This is a genomic window from Ornithinibacillus halophilus (genome assembly GCF_900129485.1).
In the GTDB taxonomy this organism is placed as follows: domain Bacteria; phylum Bacillota; class Bacilli; order Bacillales; family Amphibacillaceae; genus Ornithinibacillus; species Ornithinibacillus halophilus.
Genome location: NZ_FQVW01000027.1, coordinates 1 through 20,799 on the forward strand (window position 1 = coordinate 1; position 20,799 = coordinate 20,799).

General features: G+C 35.2%; 20 protein-coding genes, 1 tRNA gene, 2 pseudogenes and 2 other annotated features. Of the genes and pseudogenes, 16 read left to right on the forward strand and 7 right to left on the reverse strand.

What is annotated here, in order from left to right; genetic code table 11:
* Window positions 1-500: pseudogene (locus tag BUB12_RS18045) on the forward strand (group II intron reverse transcriptase/maturase); the annotation flags it as partial.
* 337 nt (window positions 501-837) lie between these two features.
* Here the strand turns inward: BUB12_RS18045 and BUB12_RS11160 are convergent.
* Both BUB12_RS11160 and BUB12_RS11165 read right to left on the reverse strand, forming a co-directional pair.
* On the reverse strand, window positions 838-1,254 hold the full coding sequence (locus BUB12_RS11160; protein WP_234982673.1) for an NUDIX hydrolase: 417 nt from the start codon (window positions 1,252-1,254) through the stop codon (window positions 838-840).
* Between the two features lie 33 nt (window positions 1,255-1,287).
* A complete protein-coding gene (locus BUB12_RS11165) occupies window positions 1,288-1,959 on the reverse strand; it encodes a hypothetical protein (RefSeq protein ID WP_072890991.1) in 672 nt (223 codons plus the stop codon).
* A 162-nt stretch (window positions 1,960-2,121) separates the two neighbouring features.
* On the opposite strand from BUB12_RS11165, the gene BUB12_RS11170 reads away from it, so the two are divergent.
* Together BUB12_RS11170 and BUB12_RS11175 are read left to right on the forward strand one after the other, a co-directional pair.
* Entirely contained in the window at window positions 2,122-2,667 is a 546-nt protein-coding gene (locus BUB12_RS11170) for a DUF2441 domain-containing protein (RefSeq protein WP_143155626.1), read from the forward strand.
* A 157-nt stretch (window positions 2,668-2,824) separates the two neighbouring features.
* The gene (locus tag BUB12_RS11175) at window positions 2,825-3,187 is read left to right on the forward strand and encodes a hypothetical protein (protein WP_072890928.1); all 363 of its coding nucleotides are present in this window, start codon (window positions 2,825-2,827) and stop codon (window positions 3,185-3,187) included.
* Window positions 3,188-3,266: 79 nt separating this feature from the next.
* Here BUB12_RS11175 and BUB12_RS11180 read toward each other — a convergent pair whose 3' ends face one another.
* Window positions 3,267-3,644 (reverse strand): SET domain-containing protein, encoded by a 378-nt coding sequence (locus tag BUB12_RS11180; protein WP_072890930.1) that lies wholly within the window; start codon window positions 3,642-3,644, stop codon window positions 3,267-3,269.
* A 239-nt stretch (window positions 3,645-3,883) separates the two neighbouring features.
* Between BUB12_RS11180 and BUB12_RS11185 the strand changes: the two genes are divergently transcribed.
* The 5 genes from BUB12_RS11185 to BUB12_RS11205 all read left to right on the forward strand — a co-directional run bounded on the left by BUB12_RS11185 (window position 3,884) and on the right by BUB12_RS11205 (window position 8,312).
* Window positions 3,884-5,545, forward strand: a complete 1,662-nt coding sequence (locus BUB12_RS11185) for a ribonuclease J (RefSeq protein WP_072890932.1) — start codon at window positions 3,884-3,886, stop codon at window positions 5,543-5,545.
* A 187-nt stretch (window positions 5,546-5,732) separates the two neighbouring features.
* Window positions 5,733-6,215: a small multi-drug export protein gene (locus BUB12_RS11190; RefSeq protein ID WP_072890933.1), complete on the forward strand. Its 483-nt coding sequence runs from the start codon at window positions 5,733-5,735 to the stop codon at window positions 6,213-6,215.
* Between the two features lie 18 nt (window positions 6,216-6,233).
* Window positions 6,234-6,989, forward strand: coding sequence for an LTA synthase family protein (locus BUB12_RS11195; protein ID WP_072890935.1), 756 nt, complete (start codon window positions 6,234-6,236; stop codon window positions 6,987-6,989).
* 16 nt (window positions 6,990-7,005) lie between these two features.
* On the forward strand, window positions 7,006-7,395 hold the full coding sequence (locus tag BUB12_RS11200; protein WP_072890936.1) for a GntR family transcriptional regulator: 390 nt from the start codon (window positions 7,006-7,008) through the stop codon (window positions 7,393-7,395).
* Between the two features lie 53 nt (window positions 7,396-7,448).
* Window positions 7,449-8,312, forward strand: coding sequence for an ABC transporter ATP-binding protein (locus tag BUB12_RS11205; RefSeq protein ID WP_072890938.1), 864 nt, complete (start codon window positions 7,449-7,451; stop codon window positions 8,310-8,312).
* 348 nt (window positions 8,313-8,660) lie between these two features.
* Here BUB12_RS11205 and BUB12_RS11210 read toward each other — a convergent pair whose 3' ends face one another.
* Window positions 8,661-9,677 carry a DUF1646 family protein gene (locus tag BUB12_RS11210; RefSeq protein ID WP_072890939.1) on the reverse strand — a complete coding sequence of 339 codons (1,017 nt, stop codon included), beginning with the start codon at window positions 9,675-9,677 and terminating at the stop codon, window positions 8,661-8,663.
* 194 nt (window positions 9,678-9,871) lie between these two features.
* On the opposite strand from BUB12_RS11210, the gene BUB12_RS11215 reads away from it, so the two are divergent.
* Window positions 9,872-9,942 (forward strand) — tRNA-Cys (locus BUB12_RS11215).
* A gap of 214 nt (window positions 9,943-10,156) precedes the next feature.
* Here the strand turns inward: BUB12_RS11215 and BUB12_RS18050 are convergent.
* Window positions 10,157-10,729 carry a hypothetical protein gene (locus BUB12_RS18050; RefSeq protein ID WP_234982675.1) on the reverse strand — a complete coding sequence of 191 codons (573 nt, stop codon included), beginning with the start codon at window positions 10,727-10,729 and terminating at the stop codon, window positions 10,157-10,159.
* 628 nt (window positions 10,730-11,357) lie between these two features.
* Window positions 11,358-11,957, reverse strand: a pseudogene (locus BUB12_RS11225) (TetR/AcrR family transcriptional regulator).
* Window positions 11,958-12,150: 193 nt separating this feature from the next.
* Between BUB12_RS11225 and BUB12_RS11230 the strand changes: the two are divergent.
* Both BUB12_RS11230 and BUB12_RS18055 read left to right on the forward strand, forming a co-directional pair.
* On the forward strand, window positions 12,151-12,888 hold the full coding sequence (locus BUB12_RS11230) for an SDR family NAD(P)-dependent oxidoreductase (RefSeq protein ID WP_072890943.1): 738 nt from the start codon (window positions 12,151-12,153) through the stop codon (window positions 12,886-12,888).
* Between the two features lie 303 nt (window positions 12,889-13,191).
* Window positions 13,192-13,404, forward strand: coding sequence for a hypothetical protein (locus BUB12_RS18055; protein ID WP_143155625.1), 213 nt, complete (start codon window positions 13,192-13,194; stop codon window positions 13,402-13,404).
* A 29-nt stretch (window positions 13,405-13,433) separates the two neighbouring features.
* Here the strand turns inward: BUB12_RS18055 and BUB12_RS11235 are convergent, their stop codons facing one another.
* Window positions 13,434-15,626, reverse strand: coding sequence for an MFS transporter (locus BUB12_RS11235; RefSeq protein WP_072890945.1), 2,193 nt, complete (start codon window positions 15,624-15,626; stop codon window positions 13,434-13,436).
* 243 nt (window positions 15,627-15,869) lie between these two features.
* Here BUB12_RS11235 and ytxC point away from each other — a divergent pair, with 243 nt between their 5' ends.
* The 5 genes from ytxC (at window position 15,870) to rplT (ending at window position 20,761) form a co-directional block, all read left to right on the forward strand.
* Window positions 15,870-16,685, forward strand: coding sequence for a sporulation protein YtxC (gene ytxC / locus BUB12_RS11240; RefSeq protein ID WP_234982677.1), 816 nt, complete (start codon window positions 15,870-15,872; stop codon window positions 16,683-16,685).
* A 102-nt stretch (window positions 16,686-16,787) separates the two neighbouring features.
* Window positions 16,788-17,006, forward strand: a binding site (T-box leader).
* A gap of 290 nt (window positions 17,007-17,296) precedes the next feature.
* Window positions 17,297-19,237, forward strand: coding sequence for a threonine--tRNA ligase (gene thrS, locus BUB12_RS11245; protein ID WP_072890949.1), 1,941 nt, complete (start codon window positions 17,297-17,299; stop codon window positions 19,235-19,237).
* A 159-nt stretch (window positions 19,238-19,396) separates the two neighbouring features.
* Window positions 19,397-19,524 (forward strand) — a sequence feature (ribosomal protein L20 leader region).
* Window positions 19,525-19,585: 61 nt separating this feature from the next.
* On the forward strand, window positions 19,586-20,089 hold the full coding sequence (gene infC, locus BUB12_RS11250) for a translation initiation factor IF-3 (protein WP_143155627.1): 504 nt from the start codon (window positions 19,586-19,588) through the stop codon (window positions 20,087-20,089).
* A 32-nt stretch (window positions 20,090-20,121) separates the two neighbouring features.
* Window positions 20,122-20,316: a 50S ribosomal protein L35 gene (rpmI, locus tag BUB12_RS11255; protein ID WP_072890951.1), complete on the forward strand. Its 195-nt coding sequence runs from the start codon at window positions 20,122-20,124 to the stop codon at window positions 20,314-20,316.
* 85 nt (window positions 20,317-20,401) lie between these two features.
* Window positions 20,402-20,761 (forward strand): 50S ribosomal protein L20, encoded by a 360-nt coding sequence (gene rplT, locus BUB12_RS11260; protein ID WP_072890952.1) that lies wholly within the window; start codon window positions 20,402-20,404, stop codon window positions 20,759-20,761.
* The last annotated feature ends 38 nt before the right edge of the window (window positions 20,762-20,799 follow it).

Here is a 20,799-nt window from a genome sequence, read left to right on the forward strand (position 1 = left end):
TAATAAGGCTAAGGAAATTTAATTTAAGTATAGCGAGAGAGAAAACCAAAATTATCAGATTTGGTAGAGGTTCGGAGAACGAACCAGGTGATGGTGCAAATGGTAAACCAGGAACTTTTGATTTTCTGGGATTCCAACATTACTGGGGGAAAGGTAAGAGTGGGAAACATCGATTGAAACGCAAAACAAGCCCAAAGAAACTCAAAATGAGAATAAAAGAGTTTAAGATTTGGATTCGTAAGAATAGTCATCTCCATGAAGATGTGCTGGTTGAAACGGTGAGAAGGAAATTGAGAGGACACTATCAGTATTATGGTGTATCTGATAATTTCAAAGGAATCGATTCTTACTTCCGTGCAGTTAAGTATCTGATTTGGAAGTGGAGAAATAGAAGGAGCCAGAAAAGGTCGTTTACATGGGAGAAATTCAATATGTTTCTATTGAGAGTTCAATTACCACAACCGAAAATAATGGTGAACCTGTTTTCAAACAAGTTATGAAGTCTTTAAAACAAATGTGAATGATGTAGTGAAGAGCCGTATGCCTTAATTGGGCACGTACGGATCTGTGAGGGGTAAGGGGCACAATCTCAAAGGAGAGGCCCCACCTACTCGACTATTCAATAAAAATGTTCCTATTAATCTATGAAAATAGGTGAATAACATACTAAATGTCCGAATGAGGAAAGAAACCAGCCTGTTTTTGATAATAACGAACCATATGTCCTTACAGTCAGGGAAGACTCTGGTGACAATCCCAAACAAAAACCTCTCCCTTATCAAAAAAGTGCAAATACAAATTTTAAATTGTATTTGCACTTTTAATAGGCTAGTTGGTCTAAAATTCAACATAAAATGGATGTTTGCTTTGATCTAAACAAAATTCAATTCTTTGCTTGAAATTTTCTATTGTAATCATTTCCAAAGCTTTGACAACTGGAAAGAAACCAACTTCCAAACTCTCTGATGAAGTTGTTAAGTTACCTCCTATTGGTTTAGCTAGGAATAACGTATTACAGATGGATTTCTTTACATTTTGGAATATGCCACAAAATTTTAAAACCTCTACCTCTATACCTGACTCTTCTTTGGTTTCCCTTATTGCAGCATCTTTCAGGGACTCGCCTTCCTCAACAATTCCACCTGGCATTTCCCAACCTCTACTAGGTCCCTTAATCAGAAGGATTTCATTATCATCATTGAGTACAATCGTTGCAGCTGATACAAAATGTTTAGGTGGTATGTATTGTCCCAAAATATAACCCACTTTCGCTAGTATCTAAATAGTTTAATTGTGTATATTTAATACTTGAATTAATTGGATTACTTCTTCGTCGTCACCTGGATCGACATATTTTAGTTTTGTGTTATCGATTATTTCATTGTAAAACTCTTCCCCAGCAGGATACTCACCATCCCAACGCAGAGGAACGTTGTAAATATTAATGGTACCATCTCCATTACCACTATAAGTGATGGAGCCTTCTACCAAACGGATTCCTGCTAGCTGGATGACATCTTCTGGATAGCTTGCACTGGTTGAATCATCAGGATTAAGTGGGGTACCTGCAGGAATATGGTAAACATTGATTTCGTCAACGTCCTTTATTACTCCAAACTGTAACCAGATACGAGCATATTCGATTTCCTGAGATGAATAATTAGATAATAGATTTTCTACTTCATCGTTCGATGATTCATTGGATTGCTCCTCAGCCGAATTATCAGAGGTAACCTCATCTTGGGAAGTTTTGGTTTCTGACTTTTCTACTGTTTGTTCCGAATCATTTTCTTCTTCATCATTATTTTGATTGTTGGCTTCCTCATTCGACTGCTCCTGTAGGTTATTTTCAGAAGTATTTAAGTTAGAATCTTCCTTCTCTTCTCCACACCCAATAAGAAAAAGTATAATTAGTAGCAGTGGTATATTAATAAATATAATCTTCTTAAACTGTTTGATAGTAATCATCCCTTTCTATAAGTTTATTCTATCACATTGCAAATCTTGCCATCTATTTTAAATCCTCTTAAATTTAAGATAAAATAGAAAGAAAAATAGAATGGAGAAACTTATTTGAAAGAGAAAAATTTTACAGTTTATCATGTTGTTACTAGAAAAAAGATGAAAATTGGTCAAGAAATCTATTTTGATAAGCATCAAAAAAATACACTATCTAGTTTCTTCCTTGAAAAAGAGCAATTAAATTTAAAAGGGGAAGATTTTATTCAAATTTTATATGGAAGTTATACAGAAGATGGTTTGGTAATGAATAAAGAAGATGCTGATGTTGCGATTAGATATGTGAGTCAAACAATCCGAGCAATTAGAGAAGTGATCGTCGAGATGGTTCGATTGCAAGAGTATCCCGAATACCCATCAAGATTGTCATGCCTATATGCTGCCAAAAATTATGAAGATGCATTAAAGTGGAAGGACCTATTTGAGTCTTACAATCGGAAAGTATTGCAAATTGTAAAGCTTCAAGTGAATGGGAATTATTTTGAAGGGGATGGAGATCTTCTGCCAAAAGAGGATGGGGTACCTTTCTCAAAGAAAATAGAACAAGCTAAGGAGTATTGGAAGGGGAATATTAACAACAATCTCCCAGAATTATTGGTAAATGGAAAAATAATTGTAGTAGATATAATAGATGATTTTGTTAATTAATTTAAAGAATAAATAAGATGCTTTATATCTGGGATGTGTGACTGCGCTTTTGTGCTTTTCTTTGTCAAAACAAGACAAATTGTTTTTCCTATTTCGGCAAAATATGGAAGTAGCCAATGATATGATTAAACTATTGATGGTTGAAAGGGGCATTTCCATGAAGAGAGAAATGGTAGAAAAACGAGAAGTCGATATGGAATACTTTGAAAAAATACTAGTAAAGAGTTTAAAAGATAAAGACCAAGCTTTTTATAGAAATTATGTGGAATACATAGAATTTATAGCAACTAATAGCGACTTATGGCCTGTTGTGAATATATACATAAATAATAATAAGTGGAAAGAGGAAGATGAAAAACATGATGTTGTAACAAAATCCATGAGGTCCAGTGAAAAACTGGAAATAATGTTTTCCATAATTACCAACTGTAGAGAAGTATTTAAGGAGATGTACGGGGAGACGGTTCGAATAGATTGGATTACTAGTGGAGAGGTTGAAACAAAAGCAAGCCGAAAATAAAAGTTCTGAAAATACATGTAGAGAGGTACATTCCTTTACTTTAAGAATGTGCCTCTCTTTATTTTAGGCACTTGAAAAATTACTCTTTATCAAACCATAGTGGCTCATCGTCATCTGCATAGCCATTATAGTTAATCAAAATTTCGTCTCCTGGTTTTATGTCTGTGTAAGCATAGAAATCAAATGTGTGGTTATCAAAGTTAATTTCATAGACCGCGTTTGGTTGATAAGAATGGTTAAACAGCATGCCGTAACCTAAAAGAATTGCTGTATGGTTAATTCCATATTCGAATGCGTAATCAGCTAATAAGGTTTGCTCAATATGTTCATGCTGATCATTTGGATAAGAAATTACTGGAGCTTCGTGTAATAGTTCCCCTTTTTTGATCACTTTTGTAGCAAATACCCCTCTATTAAATTCTCCATCACTTACTGATGATGTTTTTATTTCAATCATTTTTTCACCTGCTTTTCAAAGATAGTGCTGTCTATAATTGGTTTAATGCAACCAATCAGTATTTAAAACAGGCACTTATCAAGTGTAACAAGAACATGAGAATAAAGATACACCTTTCCAAGTTTCATTAGCATTAACTAGATTCACATTCTGTTATACACGATACTATATCCTATTAGCTTCAATAAAAAGAAAGTTATATGGGCATACTAAACCATATTTGACGGGAGGGTATTCGAATGGGTAAAAATTTACTATCAGTCTTTGCCCTAGGCGGCTTAAATGAAGTTGGAAAGAATATGTATGCCATTGAATATGGTGAGGATATTATTTTAATTGACTGTGGAAATAAGTTTCCGGATGAAAGTTTATTAGGGATTGATTTAATCATACCTGATATAACCTATTTAGAAGAAAATAAGGATAGAGTCCAAGCACTATTAGTGACTCATGGCCATGAAGACCATATTGGAGGAATACCATTTCTACTTAAAAAAATTAATGTACCTGTATATGCCACAAGGTTCACACTAGGAATCATTGAAAATAAATTAAAGGAACATCGCATACTAAGAGAGAGTGATTTAAATGAGATTAAAGCTAGTTCAACAATCAATGTAGGTGAAGTCGAGATAAGCTTTTTTAAAGTGAATCATAGTATTCCGGATTGCTTAGGTATTGTCTTTAGCACACCAGAAGGAAATGTTGTACATACGGGTGATTTCAAATTTGATTTAACACCTGCCACGGATGAACGACCTGATTTACATAAAATGGCCGAAATAGGTAACCGAGGAGTACTTCTCCTCTTATCAGAAAGTACAAATGCTGAGAGGGCAGGGTTTACCCCATCAGAGAAAATGGTTGGGGAAAATTTAGAAAATATCTTTAGAAGGGCAAAACAAAAGGTAATTGTATCAACTTTTGCATCGAATATTAGCCGTGTGCAACAAGTGGTTCATGCATCAGAAAAAACAAATCGAAAGCTTGCTTTACTTGGTAGATCAATGGTAACCGTCGTTAAAATTGCAATGGACCGTGGTTATTTAACCGTTCCAAAAGGGATGTTAATTGAAGCTAGGGAGATTAATGATTATGATCCTGACCGAGTAACGATATTATGTACAGGTAGCCAAGGGGAAGCACTTGCTGCATTAAGCAGGCTATCTACTGGAAATTATCGCGATGCAGAAATTTTACCTGAAGATACAGTTATATTAGCTGCTGGACCTATCCCTGGAAATGAAAAGAGTGTCTCTACCATTGTAGACAACCTATTTCAGTTAGGGGCACATGTTATATATGGTTCCGGTAGTAGTTCTGGTATGCATGTTTCAGGTCATGGTTATCAAGAAGATTTGAAATTAATGCTTACCCTAATGAAACCAAAATATTTTATTCCAATCCATGGTGAATATCGCATGTTGCACCATCATCGTCTATTAGCAGAATCAGTAGGAGTAGAGCCTGGAAATACTTTTATATTAAAGAACGGTGATGTTGTTGATATTGAGGATTCACAGGCTCGTAGTACAAGGTCGATTCCAGTAGGGAGCACCTATGTAGATGGCGTAGATGTAGGTGATATGGAATTTGTATTGCGTGACAGAAAAAAATTATCGGAGGATGGTATGCTCATGATCATTCTTCCAGTGAATAAAACAGAAAGTACCTTGATGTCCGATCCAGAGGTTATATCTCGAGGCTTTGTAGATAAGAATTTTTCAGATCTCCGAAAAGGGATGAACCGTATTATTGTAAGTACGTTGGAAGAACTCCGTGAAGCGAACAGAAATTCGTGGAATGTAAAGAAAAAGCAGGTGAAGAAATTAGTCGGGCAATATATTAAAGATAAAACAAGAAAAGAACCGATGATTATCCCAATTCTAATTGAAATATAGTGTAAAAAATATTCTAAACCTATAATAACATTTAAATAGCTTAGTCTTTGACATCTAGTTCTATGAATGGAAAATGTTCCATCTACAGAGCTAGATGTATTTTTTTGAAAAAAGTATTTGAAATTGTATCGAAATGTGTTAAGGTGTATATAATGATATATACACCTTAACACTGGGAGGAAGAAAGATGAAATTTATAATCGGTTATTTCATGGTCTTTATATTGTCAGCTATTCCATTCTTTGAAGCATACGGGGTTATTGCAATTGCATCGGTTGCAGGTCTATCAATTATACCTGTGTTTGCACTTGGGTTAGCTGGCAATATTCTAACAGTTTTTCTTGTGATTATTTTTATCGAACAAATTAAAAACTGGAGAAGGAAGCGAAAAGAAGGCAAAGAAGCTGAAGAGGGGAAGCGTTCCGTTAGGGCTCAAAAAATATGGAAGAAATATGGTTTGCCTGGTTTAGCCTTGTTAGGACCATTAGTAGTTGGTAGTCATTTAACGGCCATGGCTAGCATGACGTTTGGTGGTGCAAAAGCTAAAACATTCTATTGGGTTTCAGTGAGTATTACCATATGGAGCATAGCATTTACAGTTTTATTCTTCTATGGAGTTGACTTTTTAGGGTTAGAGGATCGTTTTATCGTCAATTTCTTTAATGATTAAATAAGAGAGGTGTTAAAAATGATTAGTGAAGCTTTTTGGTTAGCTAAAAAGGAATTTAGACATCAATGGATAGGGTTTGTATCAACTATTCTTGTAACAATTTTAATGGGGATACTCGTATCAGGATTTTTATTGTCAGGGGCAGAGGGTCAATTTATTCAGTTTAGAATTGAGTCTACCCTGTTTAATCATCTTTTTCTTGATTTAATTTTTATTGGAATGGCCCCATCCTTTGCAGCAGTATTTATGTCAAAACCGTATTTAAGTTATCGAGAAGCAAAAGATGACCCACATGGCCAGCGAATGGCTGTGCTACGTTCTTTGCCAATTCCAGTTTCAGTTTTAGCGTTAAGTCGGACTATTTTTATGCTCATAACCTTAATCATATTATCAGTAACCTTCTTTGGAACGATTCTAATATTTATACTTGGGATTAGTAATTCGTTTGATCTAATGACGACAGGTAACTTGATCATATTTCTTATTTTTTGGTTTGGATATATGTTGGCATTAGGGGGCATGAGTCCATATATTGAGTTTGGTACGGGTGGAAGAATAATCCACGTTTTACCATACGTCTTTTTAGGACTCTTTCTTGTTGGGCAATTCACTTTTTATAAGTATTTTGGTCAAGGAATTGTAGAAAAGATTATAGTTCTAGTTGAAGAAATTGGTTGGCCTATCGCGATTATTTCTTTATTTGTGGGCGTAATGTGTACGATTGGATGGAACAAATTACTGAAGAAACGATTAATGAACAGAGATTACTTATAGAAGGGAGTGGTGTTCATTGAAAATACCAATCCATATCTCCGAAGAAAGCAGAGAACCAATTTATCATCAAGTTGAAACACAAATTAAAACACTTATCGTAGGTGGTCAACTTCCACCAGGAACCTCACTCCCTTCAATTAGAGCTTTAGCGAGTGACTTAGGCTGTAGTGTTATTACGACAAGAAGAGCGTATCAAAACTTAGAAGCTAGTGGATTTATTAAAACTGCCCAAGGAAAAGGAACGTTCGTTAATGAAACAAAAAATATGAATATTGAAGAGGCGAAGGATAAAATAGCTTATGATGCTTTAGAAAAAGCGATTGAACAAGGAATACAAGTTGGTTGCACGGAAGAGGAAATACGAACGATTTTTCGCGAAATAATGAAGAACAACTTTTCTCAATAGAAGATAATGGTTGTGTGGGGATATGAATGAAAAAATAACGAAGGAGGATGAATATGGTATCTTCACTTATGCAAGCAAAAGAGGTCACAAAAAAATATAAGAGATTTTCATTAGGTCCACTAGATATGGAAGTGGAACCAGGTATTGTAATTGGTTTAATTGGATCCAATGGTTCGGGAAAAAGCACATTGTTACGTGTCTTAATGGATGTTTTGAAGAGAGATTCTGGCCATATTAAATTCTTTGGTCAAGAATGGCATGAAGATGATGTTGAATGGAAACAAAAGGTCGGTTATGCAGGTGAAATATTGGATGCTTATGGTTTTTTAACGGTTGGAGAACTAAAGGACCTCATTTCACGCTGGTATCCATCATGGAGCAATGAGCAATTTGAAACGTTGGTAAAGCGGTATAAAATTGATCTAAAAGAAAAGTATAGAAGGTGTTCAAAAGGTACACAGAAAAAGATTGAATTTATTTTTACGCTTTGTCATAATCCATCGTTACTTTTACTTGATGAGCCAACTGCAGGTGTTGATATCGTATCGCAACGTAAGATGAAAGAAGATTTATTGAATTTTATGGAGGATGGAGAAAAAGCAATCGTGTTAGCCACGCATACGGTGGATGAAATTAATTCGATATGTGATGAAATAGTAGTGTTAGAGTCAGGTCGTATCATCCATTCCTTTAATAAAGATGAAATTACTGAAAACTGGGCGAGGATTTGGACATCCGATATAGGGGAGAATGTTAAGAATCATCCAAATGTGATTCAATATTATAGCAATCCATGCCAAATCGTAACAAATGATTTGGACACTTTAGAAGGTATCATTCAGAAGGAACAGATCACGATTAACCATATGCAACGCTTATCGCTTGAAGAAGTGTTGGAATTTCTAATTGATAACTAGGGAAGGTACCTGGGACATAACTAATTATTCAAAGGTCAATTCTAGTTAGTTAATGGAAGTTTTTTATAGGATTGGTTTTTCTGTAGTTAATAGAAAACTCAAAGTTAGTGCTTAGTTGATTTCCGCTGCTGGCAGTCGCTTTCCGCGGGCACGGCTTCAGCCTCCTCGGAAGAAAACCACTTCCTGTGGGGTCTTCAGACACGTGCTATTCCCGCAGGAGTCGACTGCCATCCGCTCCAATCAACAATCTAAATTGCAATATTTTATAATGATATTAATAAAAACTAGCGAAGTGTATTTCCGTAGTGGTCGAATTCATGCCACCACTTTTTTCAATTAGATCATTCACTAGACTTGCTGCATGGTAAGGTATACAAATACGATTATCATCATTGTTAATCCGAGGGGGAGTCCGTATTTTGCCCATTCTTTACTAGTAATATCTAGTTTGTTTGCTGCTATTATGTTAGGGATATTGCCAGGAATTAGCATCCCACCGCTAACGACTAGACTTAGTAAAATAAATCGGATGGTGTCGGATTCCATTGCTGGGCTAATTTCAGCTGATGCTAAGGTTGCATTATCAAGAACCGCTGAGACCATATTCATCCAATATATGTAACCTACCTGTAAATCAAGTAAATATCGATTGACCAATGTTTCATAGCTCGAACCGAGGAAGGTTAATCCCATCACAAACACATAAATCTTAATCGAACGTATGAGAATACTTTTATAGCTTTCTGGTTTGTCGTGTATCGCCTCTTTATTCAATTGAGTTGGTCGTATGAAAAATAGCGCAAAAATCCCAATGACTAGAACCCCTACGATAACTTCCATTCCGACTAGTTGGAACAAAAATGAAAAGTCCTGATTTAATTTGCTAGTAGTTATCGTTGCTAACGGTTCACCAACTGGTGTTAATACGGACCCAAAACCAATAGAAAAACAAGCTAAAATGACAATGCGAATTTCTGTTTTCTTATCTATTGGTAGTATACTTATAATAGAAACTAAAATAATTGCAGCAACAATTGCAGTAATTATACTAGATAACAAGCCTAAGATTACGATCATCAGTGTAAGAAATATGTGCATTTCTAGAACTTGTGTAAGTTTTGTAATGAATCTTTCCACATGCCCCTTCAACCATTTAAACAACAAGCTTGCAAGCAATACAACTAAAGTAATGTTAATTGGATTTTCTAATGCTTTAATCCAAAGTTCTTTCGTTAAAACTCCACTAATAATTGCTGCAATAATTCCCATTACAAATAAAAAGAACTCTAGATTTTGTTCTACAGGCTTTGCAATAAATGGTGAGAACAAAACAATTAGAAGAATTAGAATAAGGCCAAGTGTCAACGTTACTATCCCCTTTCATCATTATGAAATAGTAATAATACTTGTCCTATCTATACATATACTTTTTTTGTAGATAGTATTCTAATAACCTAGCACTTTAAATATCATTAATGGAAAGAAACAAATAAAATGTCTGGCACATTTCTTCACATTTGATTACTATTCTCATACAATATAACTGTAATTGAAAAAATGGCGGTATAGCCAAGTGGTAAGGCAGAGGTCTGCAAAACCTTTAGCACCGGTTCGAATCCGGTTACCGCCTTAATACATAGTAAGAAAGAATAGGGAAATGAAGCCAGTCATCTAGATTGATAAACATTTGTTGAACTAATTTTTTCTGGAAAAACTAAGGTGTGCGAATTCAGTGACGAATTTGCATACCTTTTTTGGAGCAATTGAATATTCTATTCATTTTCTGGTTTCTTTTTCATTGTAGTTACTTTAATTTGGTTTTGCATAGTCAGAATAGTATCTTCCTATTCTTTACAGTTTTCTTCTGGCTTCTTTGGTGGATATTGAGATTCACATGGTTTGTCATCTTTTTCTTCTTCCTTAGAAGGTCTATCTTCTTTGTGGTCTGCCTCGTCTTTTGACTGTTCCATTGCTATGAACTCACTTATTGTTCTAAAAATGGAATACAGTAATAATGAAACTAATATAACTATCTTTTTATTGAAATCATCGTTAGATTCATTATCAGCTTGATCAGTTTTGATTGGGGGCTTGTGTGGTTTTGTCCTAGATTCTGTATTGGAAGGGACTAGATTTTGTTCATTATTTTCTTCTTTCTTTGGTTTCTCATCGTTATTTTGCTTGGTATCATTACTAATTGTTTGTTTTACTTTTGGATCAGGTAGTCTTTTTACTTGTTTAGAAGTTGAATGAACATTAATAGGCTTAATTACATTCTGATGGGTTGTAATGTCGTCCCTTAATTTTTGTTGGGTGCTTTTATCCTGTTTTGGTTTCGCTTCTTTTGTCTTAATTTTTTGGTATCGGATTTTTTCTAACTGTAAGCCTAAGATATGGTTCAGGTGGATTGATATCATTTCTTTATTTGTGTTACGTGAATTATTGGGGTTAATGGAGCACAAAAGGACAGTAAAGTTTTTTTCATGAATACCTACAATATTGAATAATTGTGTTTGCAATGGTGAACACGAGGAATAATTTCCATAAAGGGTAAGTGTATCACCATTGTTTAAATAAACCCGAACCCCAACGCACGAACTGTTATGATTATAGTAGTCTAATTTTTCTTTTATGGCTTTAATACAGTTTAGGTTCACAATAATCCCTCTCATTCCGTATATCAGTATATCTAATAGTAAACGAGGGTTAATCAGAATAACTATCATGGCGGTTAAACTCAACATATTTTACTTGATGCTAAAATCTATAAAAACTTTTATTGCTGAAGCTAGAATCAGCATGCTTCATTAATTATATTGTATGTGAGGAATACTCTATAGAAAGGTATAGAGGCCTAAAATATAAAGATTAGTGGAACAGACTATAATATAAGATATACAAGTTAATTGTTACTTTTTTGTGAAATGTTGAACAAGGTTATTGGTATTTAAGTATGATTTTGTTATGATTAAGAAGAATTTAGTGTGAAAGCTGTTTAAAATAAAAGTGTACCTCCCCGGAATAGAAGGAGCTACACTGTAATAGTTACATCTCTCCAACATACTTAACAGATTCAATATGTGTTCGTGAGAGTTTAATTACTTCTTTAATAAAATCTTCTTGTGAAGTTTCAAAGTTTGTATTAATCTAGTTGGATAATAAACCGTAAAAACCATATGCTGTATAGCGTGTGAAATAATCCATGTTAACAGGTATGTTGTTAATTGTTTTAAATTGGAATTTTTCTTGGTAGATTTTCAATATTGTTTTTGGAAATTTTGTGTGCATCTCCGGAATTGTGTCTTGATAGTTAATCAACTCGAAAAAATTACGATGTTTATAAATATAGGTTATAAAATCAAAGGAATCCGATTTCAAGTTAACTGTTTGAATGCTTTTTATCGAATGATACGGCTTTCCAACAGAATCTTCTATTCCCTTAAGCATGCTATCTAGTAATGATTCGGCCAAATCGTATTTATCATGATAATGAATATAGAACGTACTGCGATTATACTTTGAATAATGAACAATATCTTTAATCGTTACAGCATGAAACCCTTTTTCTTTAATTAAATCAATAAGTGCTCGTTGTAAATGTTCTTTTGTCCGATTCTTTCTTGGTGATGAGAGACTTTCCCCCATAATATCCCTCCTATAATAATCAATCTTACAACAACTGTATAGGTAATAGACAGAAAGTGTATATATGTCTATCTAATCAACATTACAAAAATATTGATGATTGGAATGCATTAATAAAGATACTAAGATTAAATTGTAAACCTTTTCATTACGGATAGGTTGTTATATCTATTATAACAGGAGGAATCAAACAATGGGTAAATTACAAGATAAAGTAGCGGTTATTACAGGTGGGGTATCTGGAATTGGTGCTGCAACAGCTAAATTATTCGCAGCTGAAGGGGCAAAATTAGTATTAGTTGATATGAATGAAGAAAAAGGTGCAGAATTTGAAGCAGAGTTAAAATCTCAAGGTACAGAAGCACTTTTCGTAAAAGCTGACGTTACTAGTGAAGAAGAAGTTAAAAATATATTTGATACAACATTATCTACATTCGGTAAAGTAGATGTTCTATTTAATAATGCAGGAATTGGTAATGTGAAACCAACAGAAGAATTAACGTATGCTGAATGGAGAAAAACAGTAGAAGTTGATTTAGATGGAGTATTCCTAGTAGCTCAAGCAGCAATCAAAGAATTCTTGAAAGCTGGTAGTGGGGTAATCGTAAATACAGCTTCTATGTATGGATGGGTTGGATCACCTGGAAGTGCTGCATACAACGCAGCTAAAGCAGGAGTTATTAACTTAACTCGTTCTCTTGGCTTAGAATACGCTGAACGCAACATTCGTGTGAATGCACTTTGCCCAGGATTCATTGAAACACCAATTTTAGGTGAAACAGATAGACAATTCCTAACGAATGCAACGCCGATGAAACGCTTAGGTAAACCAGAAGAAATGGCTAAAGCTGTTTTATTCATGGCTAGCGACGATTCAACATTCATGACAGGAAACTCACTAATCGTTGATGGTGGATATACTGCACAATAATATAATTAATAATAGAAGAGTCTGGGACATAACTAGTTTTTAGAGGATTGGTTGTTTTTAAAGTTTATAGAAAACTTAAAGTTAGAGCATAGTTGATTTCCACTGCTGGCAGTCGCTTTCCGCGGGCACGGCTTCAGACTCCTTGGAAGATTAAGATAATGCAATATAGATTGTTGATTGGAGCGGATGACAGTCGACTCCTTGAAAATGCATTTACATTTGCATTTTCTGCGTGCGACGCTCCTCTGACGTAGCCTTCCTTGTCCTGCGGGAATAGCACGTGTCTGAAGACCACTGATATAGATGCCAAAACTAGTGAAGGAAATACACGTAGACTCCTGCGGGAGCAGAGGCATAGGTGAGACCCCGGAGAGCTTTGCTCGAGGAGGCTCACCAGCCGCCCGCGGAAAGCGAAGTGTATTTTCCGTAGCGGTCGAAATTTCGCCACCGCCTAATATATGCTCGCATTTTCAAAAAAACCGAACAATTTTATTGTTCGGTTTTTGGTATATCTAAAATACTATTGTCCCATCGTCGTCCGTATTTTATTGTGATAAACCAACACTTTCAATTAGTATATTCCCTTGCTGTGTGTGGAATAGTAGGGTAATACTGTTCACGTTATTCTTGTTAAATTCAGGGTTTTCCGATTCGAATCGCTGGAATGGAATTTCAAAGGTCTGAAAAACTGGCTCCCATGAATTTTCGTATTTTCCATCTCTGAAAATATCATCAAATAAACCAAAAGGAGTAAATTCAGATGAAATAACAGGCGGAAATGCCATAAATGAATTTAATGGCAACTGAACGGATACCCCATCAGTTGTTTCCAATTGTATTTCAATTTCAGGAATAGAACCATTCTCATTATTATTAGCCATCGTAAAAACAACATGTTCTTGGTTGTTAATCACTTTTTTGTTTACATTTGATAGATTTATAGTGTATTTTGCCTCATTCTCCCATTCCAGTTGAATTGCATCTTCAGGACGATTATTATTTCGACGATCCTTTGGTTTGATAACATCTGAAACAGTAAAGCCTTCCGATGAAATAATTACACCAGTTGCGGGATTTGGCCTGTTTCTTTTGAAGTCAAGGAGTGATAGATAACTAGGGTTTTGATACTTAGTCACTAACAGGCTTTCTGGCAGCCAATTTTTACCGTATTGATGATTGCGAAATAGTTTTTCATAAGCTTGATTTTCATGAATAGTCCGTTCAAAAAACGCCGAAATATATACTTTTGCAATTTGACGTTGATCTTCTGGGTCCATAATTTGTCCTTGGTTTAAGAAGAGACCTTTCGGTAAACTAACATCCATATTTCCCCATTCCGTATTAAACTGTCCATGGTTAGCACCAGCAATATAAACAGAAGCTTTAAATGAATCGCTGTCTTCATCAAATGTTGATCGGTAAAATTGATGGTCTCCACGGAAATTGTTAATATCTGCATCTTGTGCACCTTGAATAATCAAATATGGGGTATTCTCTAAAACGGGTCGATTTCCATCTAACCTCTTATCTGTTGGAGCAATAGCAACAATTCCTTTTACGTTAATGTTCTCCAGGTCATTTAACAAGTGATTATCATCAAAAAATCGTTTGTAATCTCCAACCATAGAAACAGCTTGCCCACCGCGGGAGTGTCCGACTAGCCCGACATTTTTCATATCTAGTTTCTGATAAAGTTCATTTCCAGGAGTTTGATTTAACTCATCAAGTTGAACTAAATGCTTTAATAGCATCCAAGCTCTCAATTCATAGTTATTATTAGGTATTCCTGATGTGTTGGAATAATTGATAAAGTCTTCATCCACAGAGGCAGCAATAAAACCACGACTTGCTAATAGCTCACCTAAATAATCGTATCCACTTGTTGAAAAATCCTCCATCGTGTGGTTGCCATGGACCATAAGAATTACTGGAAAAGGTCCATCCCCTTCAGGAAGCCATAATCTTCCATTTACAGGTAGCTGGCTTTGGTCAAATCCCCAAAATGATTCACGCTTGTCACTCCATCTTGTAATAAAATGAGAAGCATCAACCGTTGGGGTTTTTATACCAACTAATTCACCAAATTCTTCTCTGTACTTATCGTTCCCACTACCATAGGACAAAAATTGATATGAATATTCTCCAATTTGACTTGGGTTTTCAAGTGTTGGTCCTTCTGAATCAATTTCTGCAACAGCGGGAACGTCAATATAGTATTTATCTTTTACGACATACTCATAAACTAGAAAACTAGCTATTGTAATAGCTGTCATAACGGCAAGTTTAATAATACGATGTTTTTTCTGGTTAAAAAGAACAATAAGGAATAGGGTAATCAAAAAGGATAAAAGACTATAGCTAATTCCTATAATAATAGAAAATAAAATTCCACTATCTTCATATATTAAAACAAAAATACTAGCAAATATTGTGTAACTTAAACTTGCTAATAAAATACGTGGGAGTGGTATATATAAGAAGGATAAAATTGCACTCATTAAAAATGTCCACATGACAATTAGTACTCCATTTATTACAAGCACTTTCCCTATATTTGTAAAGTGTGAGAAAAAGCCGACACCAGTAGGGTTCCCGATTGTAAATACAATAGAAACTAGCATACTAGAAATTAAGAATGCTAGAATAAACCATTTCGTGTTTTTCGTATCTTTATTAGGAATATGTTTGATACGCAAGAGAATCCATTGAGTGACTTTTGAAAGATAATTTTTAAACAATCTATCTAACCACCTCTTCAGGACAGGTAACGTGACCTTTGTCCAATATTTTGTCTCAGTATTTCTATAGTAACATTTTTTTAAGGGAATCTATATGGAAATTTAAACTAGAATCCATTGATTTAAATACTAGTTTCAACAGATTAATCATTTTTTTCAAAACTTGTCCATATAATGTAACAGTTCGGTTTTGGATGAGGGTGATGGTAGTTGCTGGATGTATATTTTAGTTCGAATAAAGAAGTGATTAATTTTTGTGAACAGTTATTTTACTACAACAAAAAAATTGAATTACATTGGAAAGTACATGAGGAATGGGGGAATCATTTACAAATAGAGTCCAAATTATCGGAAATGGAAACGATGGAAAAAGTAGCCCACGCTATGGTGGAAGTATTTAAACTTCATCGCATGCCTGACATGATTAAAGGAATTATTCAAGAAATTTATTATTATTCCAATGCCGATGAAGTGGAACGTATATTAGATATTACTCATGATATGATCGCTGGTGAAGAAAGCTTAAAAACGGTTCGTAGTAAAAAAGAGCCGATGCAGTTTTTATATAATTTATTTTTTGCAAGCATAAAAGAGAATAGTACTATTCATTTTGATTCCATTGTGAATTTTCGATTGAAAGAATTTAAAGATTATCTGATTTATGATGTTGGACTGGCGATTGATGAGTTTAAAAGGGAAGAAGATCATCAAGAGTTTGTAAATATGCTTCGAGAATTTATTGCTAAGAAGGAAGCGAAATACAATGTAATCCATATCGTACAGGGAAATCCGTTTATTTTTTATAAACCAAATGGAAAGAAGATTACGAAATTAGAGCTTCGAAAACTGATGCAAGAAGAACCACTTTATATTGTAGGGCTAGATGGAGATGAATTCAATCTAGCTCCATTAGTGGCGATGTCTCCAAAGAAAATTAAAATCTATGGGGATTATCCATCTGAGCCAAAAACGTTAACCGTTATTAACGTTTTTCAAGAGCGTGTTGATTTTGAACCTTATAGTAAATTTCCTTTTTCAATTAATCGCTCTGGGAAGTAATGTGATCGTTGATTATTTTTTCAAAAATGATATATATGCCTACTTGATTAATGAATAGAGTCACGCTATAATATATCTTATATTTCAATAATATAGGTATATTGATATGTAAGGATAAGGACATGATCATTGACGGTAGGTTGCACAGAGATGGAGGCCATGGCTGAAAGCTTCCACAGCTGAAACAATTGATTACCACCTTTGAACTCTTCTATTGAATTGTAGTAAGTAGAAGCGTAGATCTGCGTTAAAGACTAATGAAGCCGCTACATAATAGCGGGAACTAGGGTGGAACCACGTGACCAAGCGCTCGTCCCTTTGCAATAGGCAGAGGGGTGGGCGTTTTTTAATTGTGCATTGGGCTATAATATCCGCTGCGGAAATACACTTCGCTTTCCTCGGGCGGCTGGTGAGCCTCCTCGGACTATCGTCCTGTGGGGTCTCACCTATGCCTTTCCTCCCGAAGGAGTCTACGTGTATTTCCTCCGCTGGTAATAACTAACATAAATTACTTAGCAGTTACTACAAGTATTTGAGCCACTCTTAACCAGCCTAATTAGCCGTGACTATTAGTAGTCAACAGAAAAATAATCTAAAAAGGAGTGTTACCAATGGCTGATATTAAAATTATTTTTCCAGATGGAAACAGTAAGGATTTTCCGCAGGGTACAACTGGTGAGGACATTGCGGCTTCCATTTCACCAGGCCTGAGAAAACAAGCACTTGCCATTAAATTAGACGGAGAGCTTTACGACTTAAGACGTGAACTTTCACAAGGTGGAGCAATTGAAATCATCACTTATAGAAACCAAGAAGGACTAGAAATTGTACGCCACTCTACTGCTCACTTAATGGCTCAAGCAATCAAACGAATTTTCAAGGATGTAAACTTTGGAGTAGGACCTGTTATTGAAGAAGGATTCTACTATGACTTAGACATGGAGCAATCCATCACTCCAGAGGACTTACCGAAAATCGAAAAAGAAATGAAACGTATTGTGGACGAAAATCTAGAAATTCAACGTATCGAAGTAAGTCGTGACGAAGCAAAAGAAATGTTTGCTGATGATCCACTTAAACAAGAATTAATCGATGCGATTCCTGCTGAAGAACAAGTAACAATATACAAGCAAGGCGAATTTTTCGACCTTTGCCGTGGAGTACATGTTCCATCAACTAGTAAGCTAAAAGCATTCAAATTACTAAGCATCTCTGGAGCATACTGGCGTGGAGACAGCAACAACAAGCAATTACAACGTATTTACGGAACTGCTTTTGAAAAACAAGGGCAAGTAGAAGAATACTTAAAAATTCTTGAAGAAAGAAAAGAACGTGACCACCGTAAACTAGGAAAAGAATTAGATATCTTTACTATTAATCAAAAAGTAGGACAGGGTCTACCATTATGGTTACCAAAAGGTGCTACAATTCGCCGTCAAATCGAACGTTATATTGTAGATATTGAGGAACGTCTAGGGTATGACCATGTTTATACTCCAGTCCTTGCTAATGTTGACCTATACAAAACAAGTGGACATTGGGATCATTATCAAGATGACATGTTCCCAACAATGCAAATGGACAATGAAGAATTAGTACTTCGTCCAATGAACTGTCCGCACCATATGATGGTATTCAAAAATCAACTGTGGAGTTACCGTAATTTACCTGTACGTATTGCAGAACTTGGTACAATGCACCGTTATGAAATGTCAGGTGCACTTGCTGGGCTTCAACGTGTACGTGCGATGACTCTAAATGATGCACATATTTTCGCTCGTCCTGATCAATTAAAAGAAGAATTCATACGCGTGGTTGAACTGGTACAACGAGTGTATAAAGATTTCGGAATTGATGATTACTATTTCCGTTTATCTTACCGTGATCCAGAAGATAAAGAGAAATATGTAGACAATGATGAAATGTGGGAAAAAGCACAAGCAATGCTGAAAGAAACAATGGAAGACATGAATTTGGAATATGTAGAAGCAGAAGGAGAAGCTGCATTCTATGGTCCTAAATTAGATGTTCAGGTGAAAACTGCACTAGGAAAAGATGAAACGTTATCAACTGTACAATTAGACTTCCACTTACCTGAGAAGTTTGAATTATCCTATGTTGGTGAAGATGGCAATCAACATCGCCCAGTTGTTATTCACCGTGGGGTTGTTTCCACAATGGAACGCTTTGTTGCCTTCTTATTAGAAGAATACAAAGGAGCATTCCCAACTTGGTTAGCACCAGTTCAGGCAAAAGTTATTCCTGTATCACCACAGGTTCACTTAGACTATGCCAAAGAAGTAGCAGAGAAACTACAGCTTCAAGGTGTTCGTGTCAAAGTGGATGAACGTGATGAGAAAATCGGTTATAAAATCCGTGAAGCACAAACAGAAAAAGTTCCATTTGCATTAGTTGTTGGAGATAATGAAATTAATGACAATGCCGTAAATGTAAGAAGATACGGCGAACAAAAATCCGAAACATTATCATTTGCTGATTTTGAAGCATTGATCAAGAAGGAAATTGATGAGAAGGTTTTACGTAAGAAATAACCATCACTAACAATTAAAAAGGCCTGAGCATATACTAAATATATGCTTGGGTATATTTTAAAATAGTTTTGTGTTATACTTGTATTACCAAAGGAAATTTTGTTGACAGATTATACGATACATGCTATTGTATAAAAGTTGATAAAAATTGAATGATCTTATGACAAGTAGAGGCACCCGCTTCTCACCTGTTCAACGCTAAAGCTGTTGACTGGTTACAACATGTTTAAACGTTTTAACTTTGACGACGTGTGGGTGCATTTATGTGCCCACTTTTTTAATGGATAAAACAGCTTGTCGGGATCAGATTTGGAAAAAATTTGGAGGTGGCTGGCTATTAGCAAAGATATGAACGTTAATGAAAAAATTCGTGCTCGTGAAGTACGTCTGATTGATTCAAATGGTGATCAACTTGGTGTGAAAACACGTCAAGAAGCATTGGAAATCGCACAAACAAGAAACCTTGATTTAGTGTTGGTTGCGCCAAACGCAAAACCACCAGTATGTAGAATCATGAACTACGGTAAATTCCGTTATGAGCAACAAAAGAAAGATAAAGAAGCTCGTAAAAAACAAAAAGTGATTAACGTTAAAGAAGTTCGCTTTACACCAGGAATTGGCGATCATGACTTCAATACAAAGTTGAAAAATGCTCGTAAATTCTTAGAAAAAGGCGACAAAGTAAAAGCAGCTGTTCGTTTCCGTGGACGTGCGATTACTCACAAAGAGCTTGGCCGTGATGTATTAGATCGTTTAGCTGAAGAAGTTAAAGATATTTCTACAATCGAGTCTAAGCCAAAAATGGAAGGTCGTAACATGTTTATGATCCTTGCACCAACAACTGAAAAATAATATTTATTGATGCTTACAAGGAGGAAATCATCATGCCAAAAATGAAAACCCATAAAGGTTCTGCTAAACGTTTCAAAAGAACTGGTACTGGAAAACTAAAACGCGCTCATGCTTACACAAGCCATATGTTCGCAAATAAATCTCAAAAACAAAAACGTAAATTACGTAAAGGTGCAATTGTATCTTCTGGAGACTACAAACGCATCAAAACAATGCTTCCTAAATAATTAATTTACGAAGTAGCAATACCATACAACAATAAGAAACTAACAAATTTGATATACAATGGAATTGTATTAGGAGGGAATTACTATGCCACGTGTTAAAGGTGGAACAGTAACGCGTCGTCGTCGTAAACGCGTATTAAAATTAGCAAAAGGTTATTATGGTTCTAAAAGAACGTTATTTAAAACAGCAAAACAACAAGTAATGAAATCAGGTCAATATGCTTACCGTGACCGCAGACAGAAAAAACGTGATTTCCGTAAATTATGGATTACACGTATTAACGCTGCAGCACGTTTAAATGACCTTTCTTACAACAAATTAATGCACGGCTTAAAATTAGCAGGTATCGAAGTTAACCGTAAAATGTTAGCTGACCTAGCTATTAATGATGAGCAAGCATTCTCTCAATTAGCTGAAAAAGCAAAAGCTGCACTAAATAACTAATTAAACGTAAAGCCAAATCAGCACTATGTTCGCTGGTT

Coding starts and splice junctions, on each gene's coding strand:
- BUB12_RS11170 (WP_143155626.1), top strand. CDS start 2,122: ATGAAAATTGGTCAAGAAATCTATTTTGATAAGCATCAAAAAAATACA.
- BUB12_RS11175 (WP_072890928.1), top strand. CDS start 2,825: ATGAAGAGAGAAATGGTAGAAAAACGAGAAGTCGATATGGAATACTTT.
- BUB12_RS11180 (WP_072890930.1), bottom strand. CDS start 3,644: ATGATTGAAATAAAAACATCATCAGTAAGTGATGGAGAATTTAATAGA.
- BUB12_RS11185 (WP_072890932.1), top strand. CDS start 3,884: ATGGGTAAAAATTTACTATCAGTCTTTGCCCTAGGCGGCTTAAATGAA.
- BUB12_RS11190 (WP_072890933.1), top strand. CDS start 5,733: ATGAAATTTATAATCGGTTATTTCATGGTCTTTATATTGTCAGCTATT.
- BUB12_RS11195 (WP_072890935.1), top strand. CDS start 6,234: ATGATTAGTGAAGCTTTTTGGTTAGCTAAAAAGGAATTTAGACATCAA.
- BUB12_RS11205 (WP_072890938.1), top strand. CDS start 7,449: ATGGTATCTTCACTTATGCAAGCAAAAGAGGTCACAAAAAAATATAAG.
- BUB12_RS18050 (WP_234982675.1), bottom strand. CDS start 10,729: ATGATATCAATCCACCTGAACCATATCTTAGGCTTACAGTTAGAAAAA.
- BUB12_RS11230 (WP_072890943.1), top strand. CDS start 12,151: ATGGGTAAATTACAAGATAAAGTAGCGGTTATTACAGGTGGGGTATCT.
- BUB12_RS18055 (WP_143155625.1), top strand. CDS start 13,192: ATGCCAAAACTAGTGAAGGAAATACACGTAGACTCCTGCGGGAGCAGA.
- thrS (WP_072890949.1), top strand. CDS start 17,297: ATGGCTGATATTAAAATTATTTTTCCAGATGGAAACAGTAAGGATTTT.
- infC (WP_143155627.1), top strand. CDS start 19,586: ATGAACGTTAATGAAAAAATTCGTGCTCGTGAAGTACGTCTGATTGAT.
- rpmI (WP_072890951.1), top strand. CDS start 20,122: ATGCCAAAAATGAAAACCCATAAAGGTTCTGCTAAACGTTTCAAAAGA.
- rplT (WP_072890952.1), top strand. CDS start 20,402: ATGCCACGTGTTAAAGGTGGAACAGTAACGCGTCGTCGTCGTAAACGC.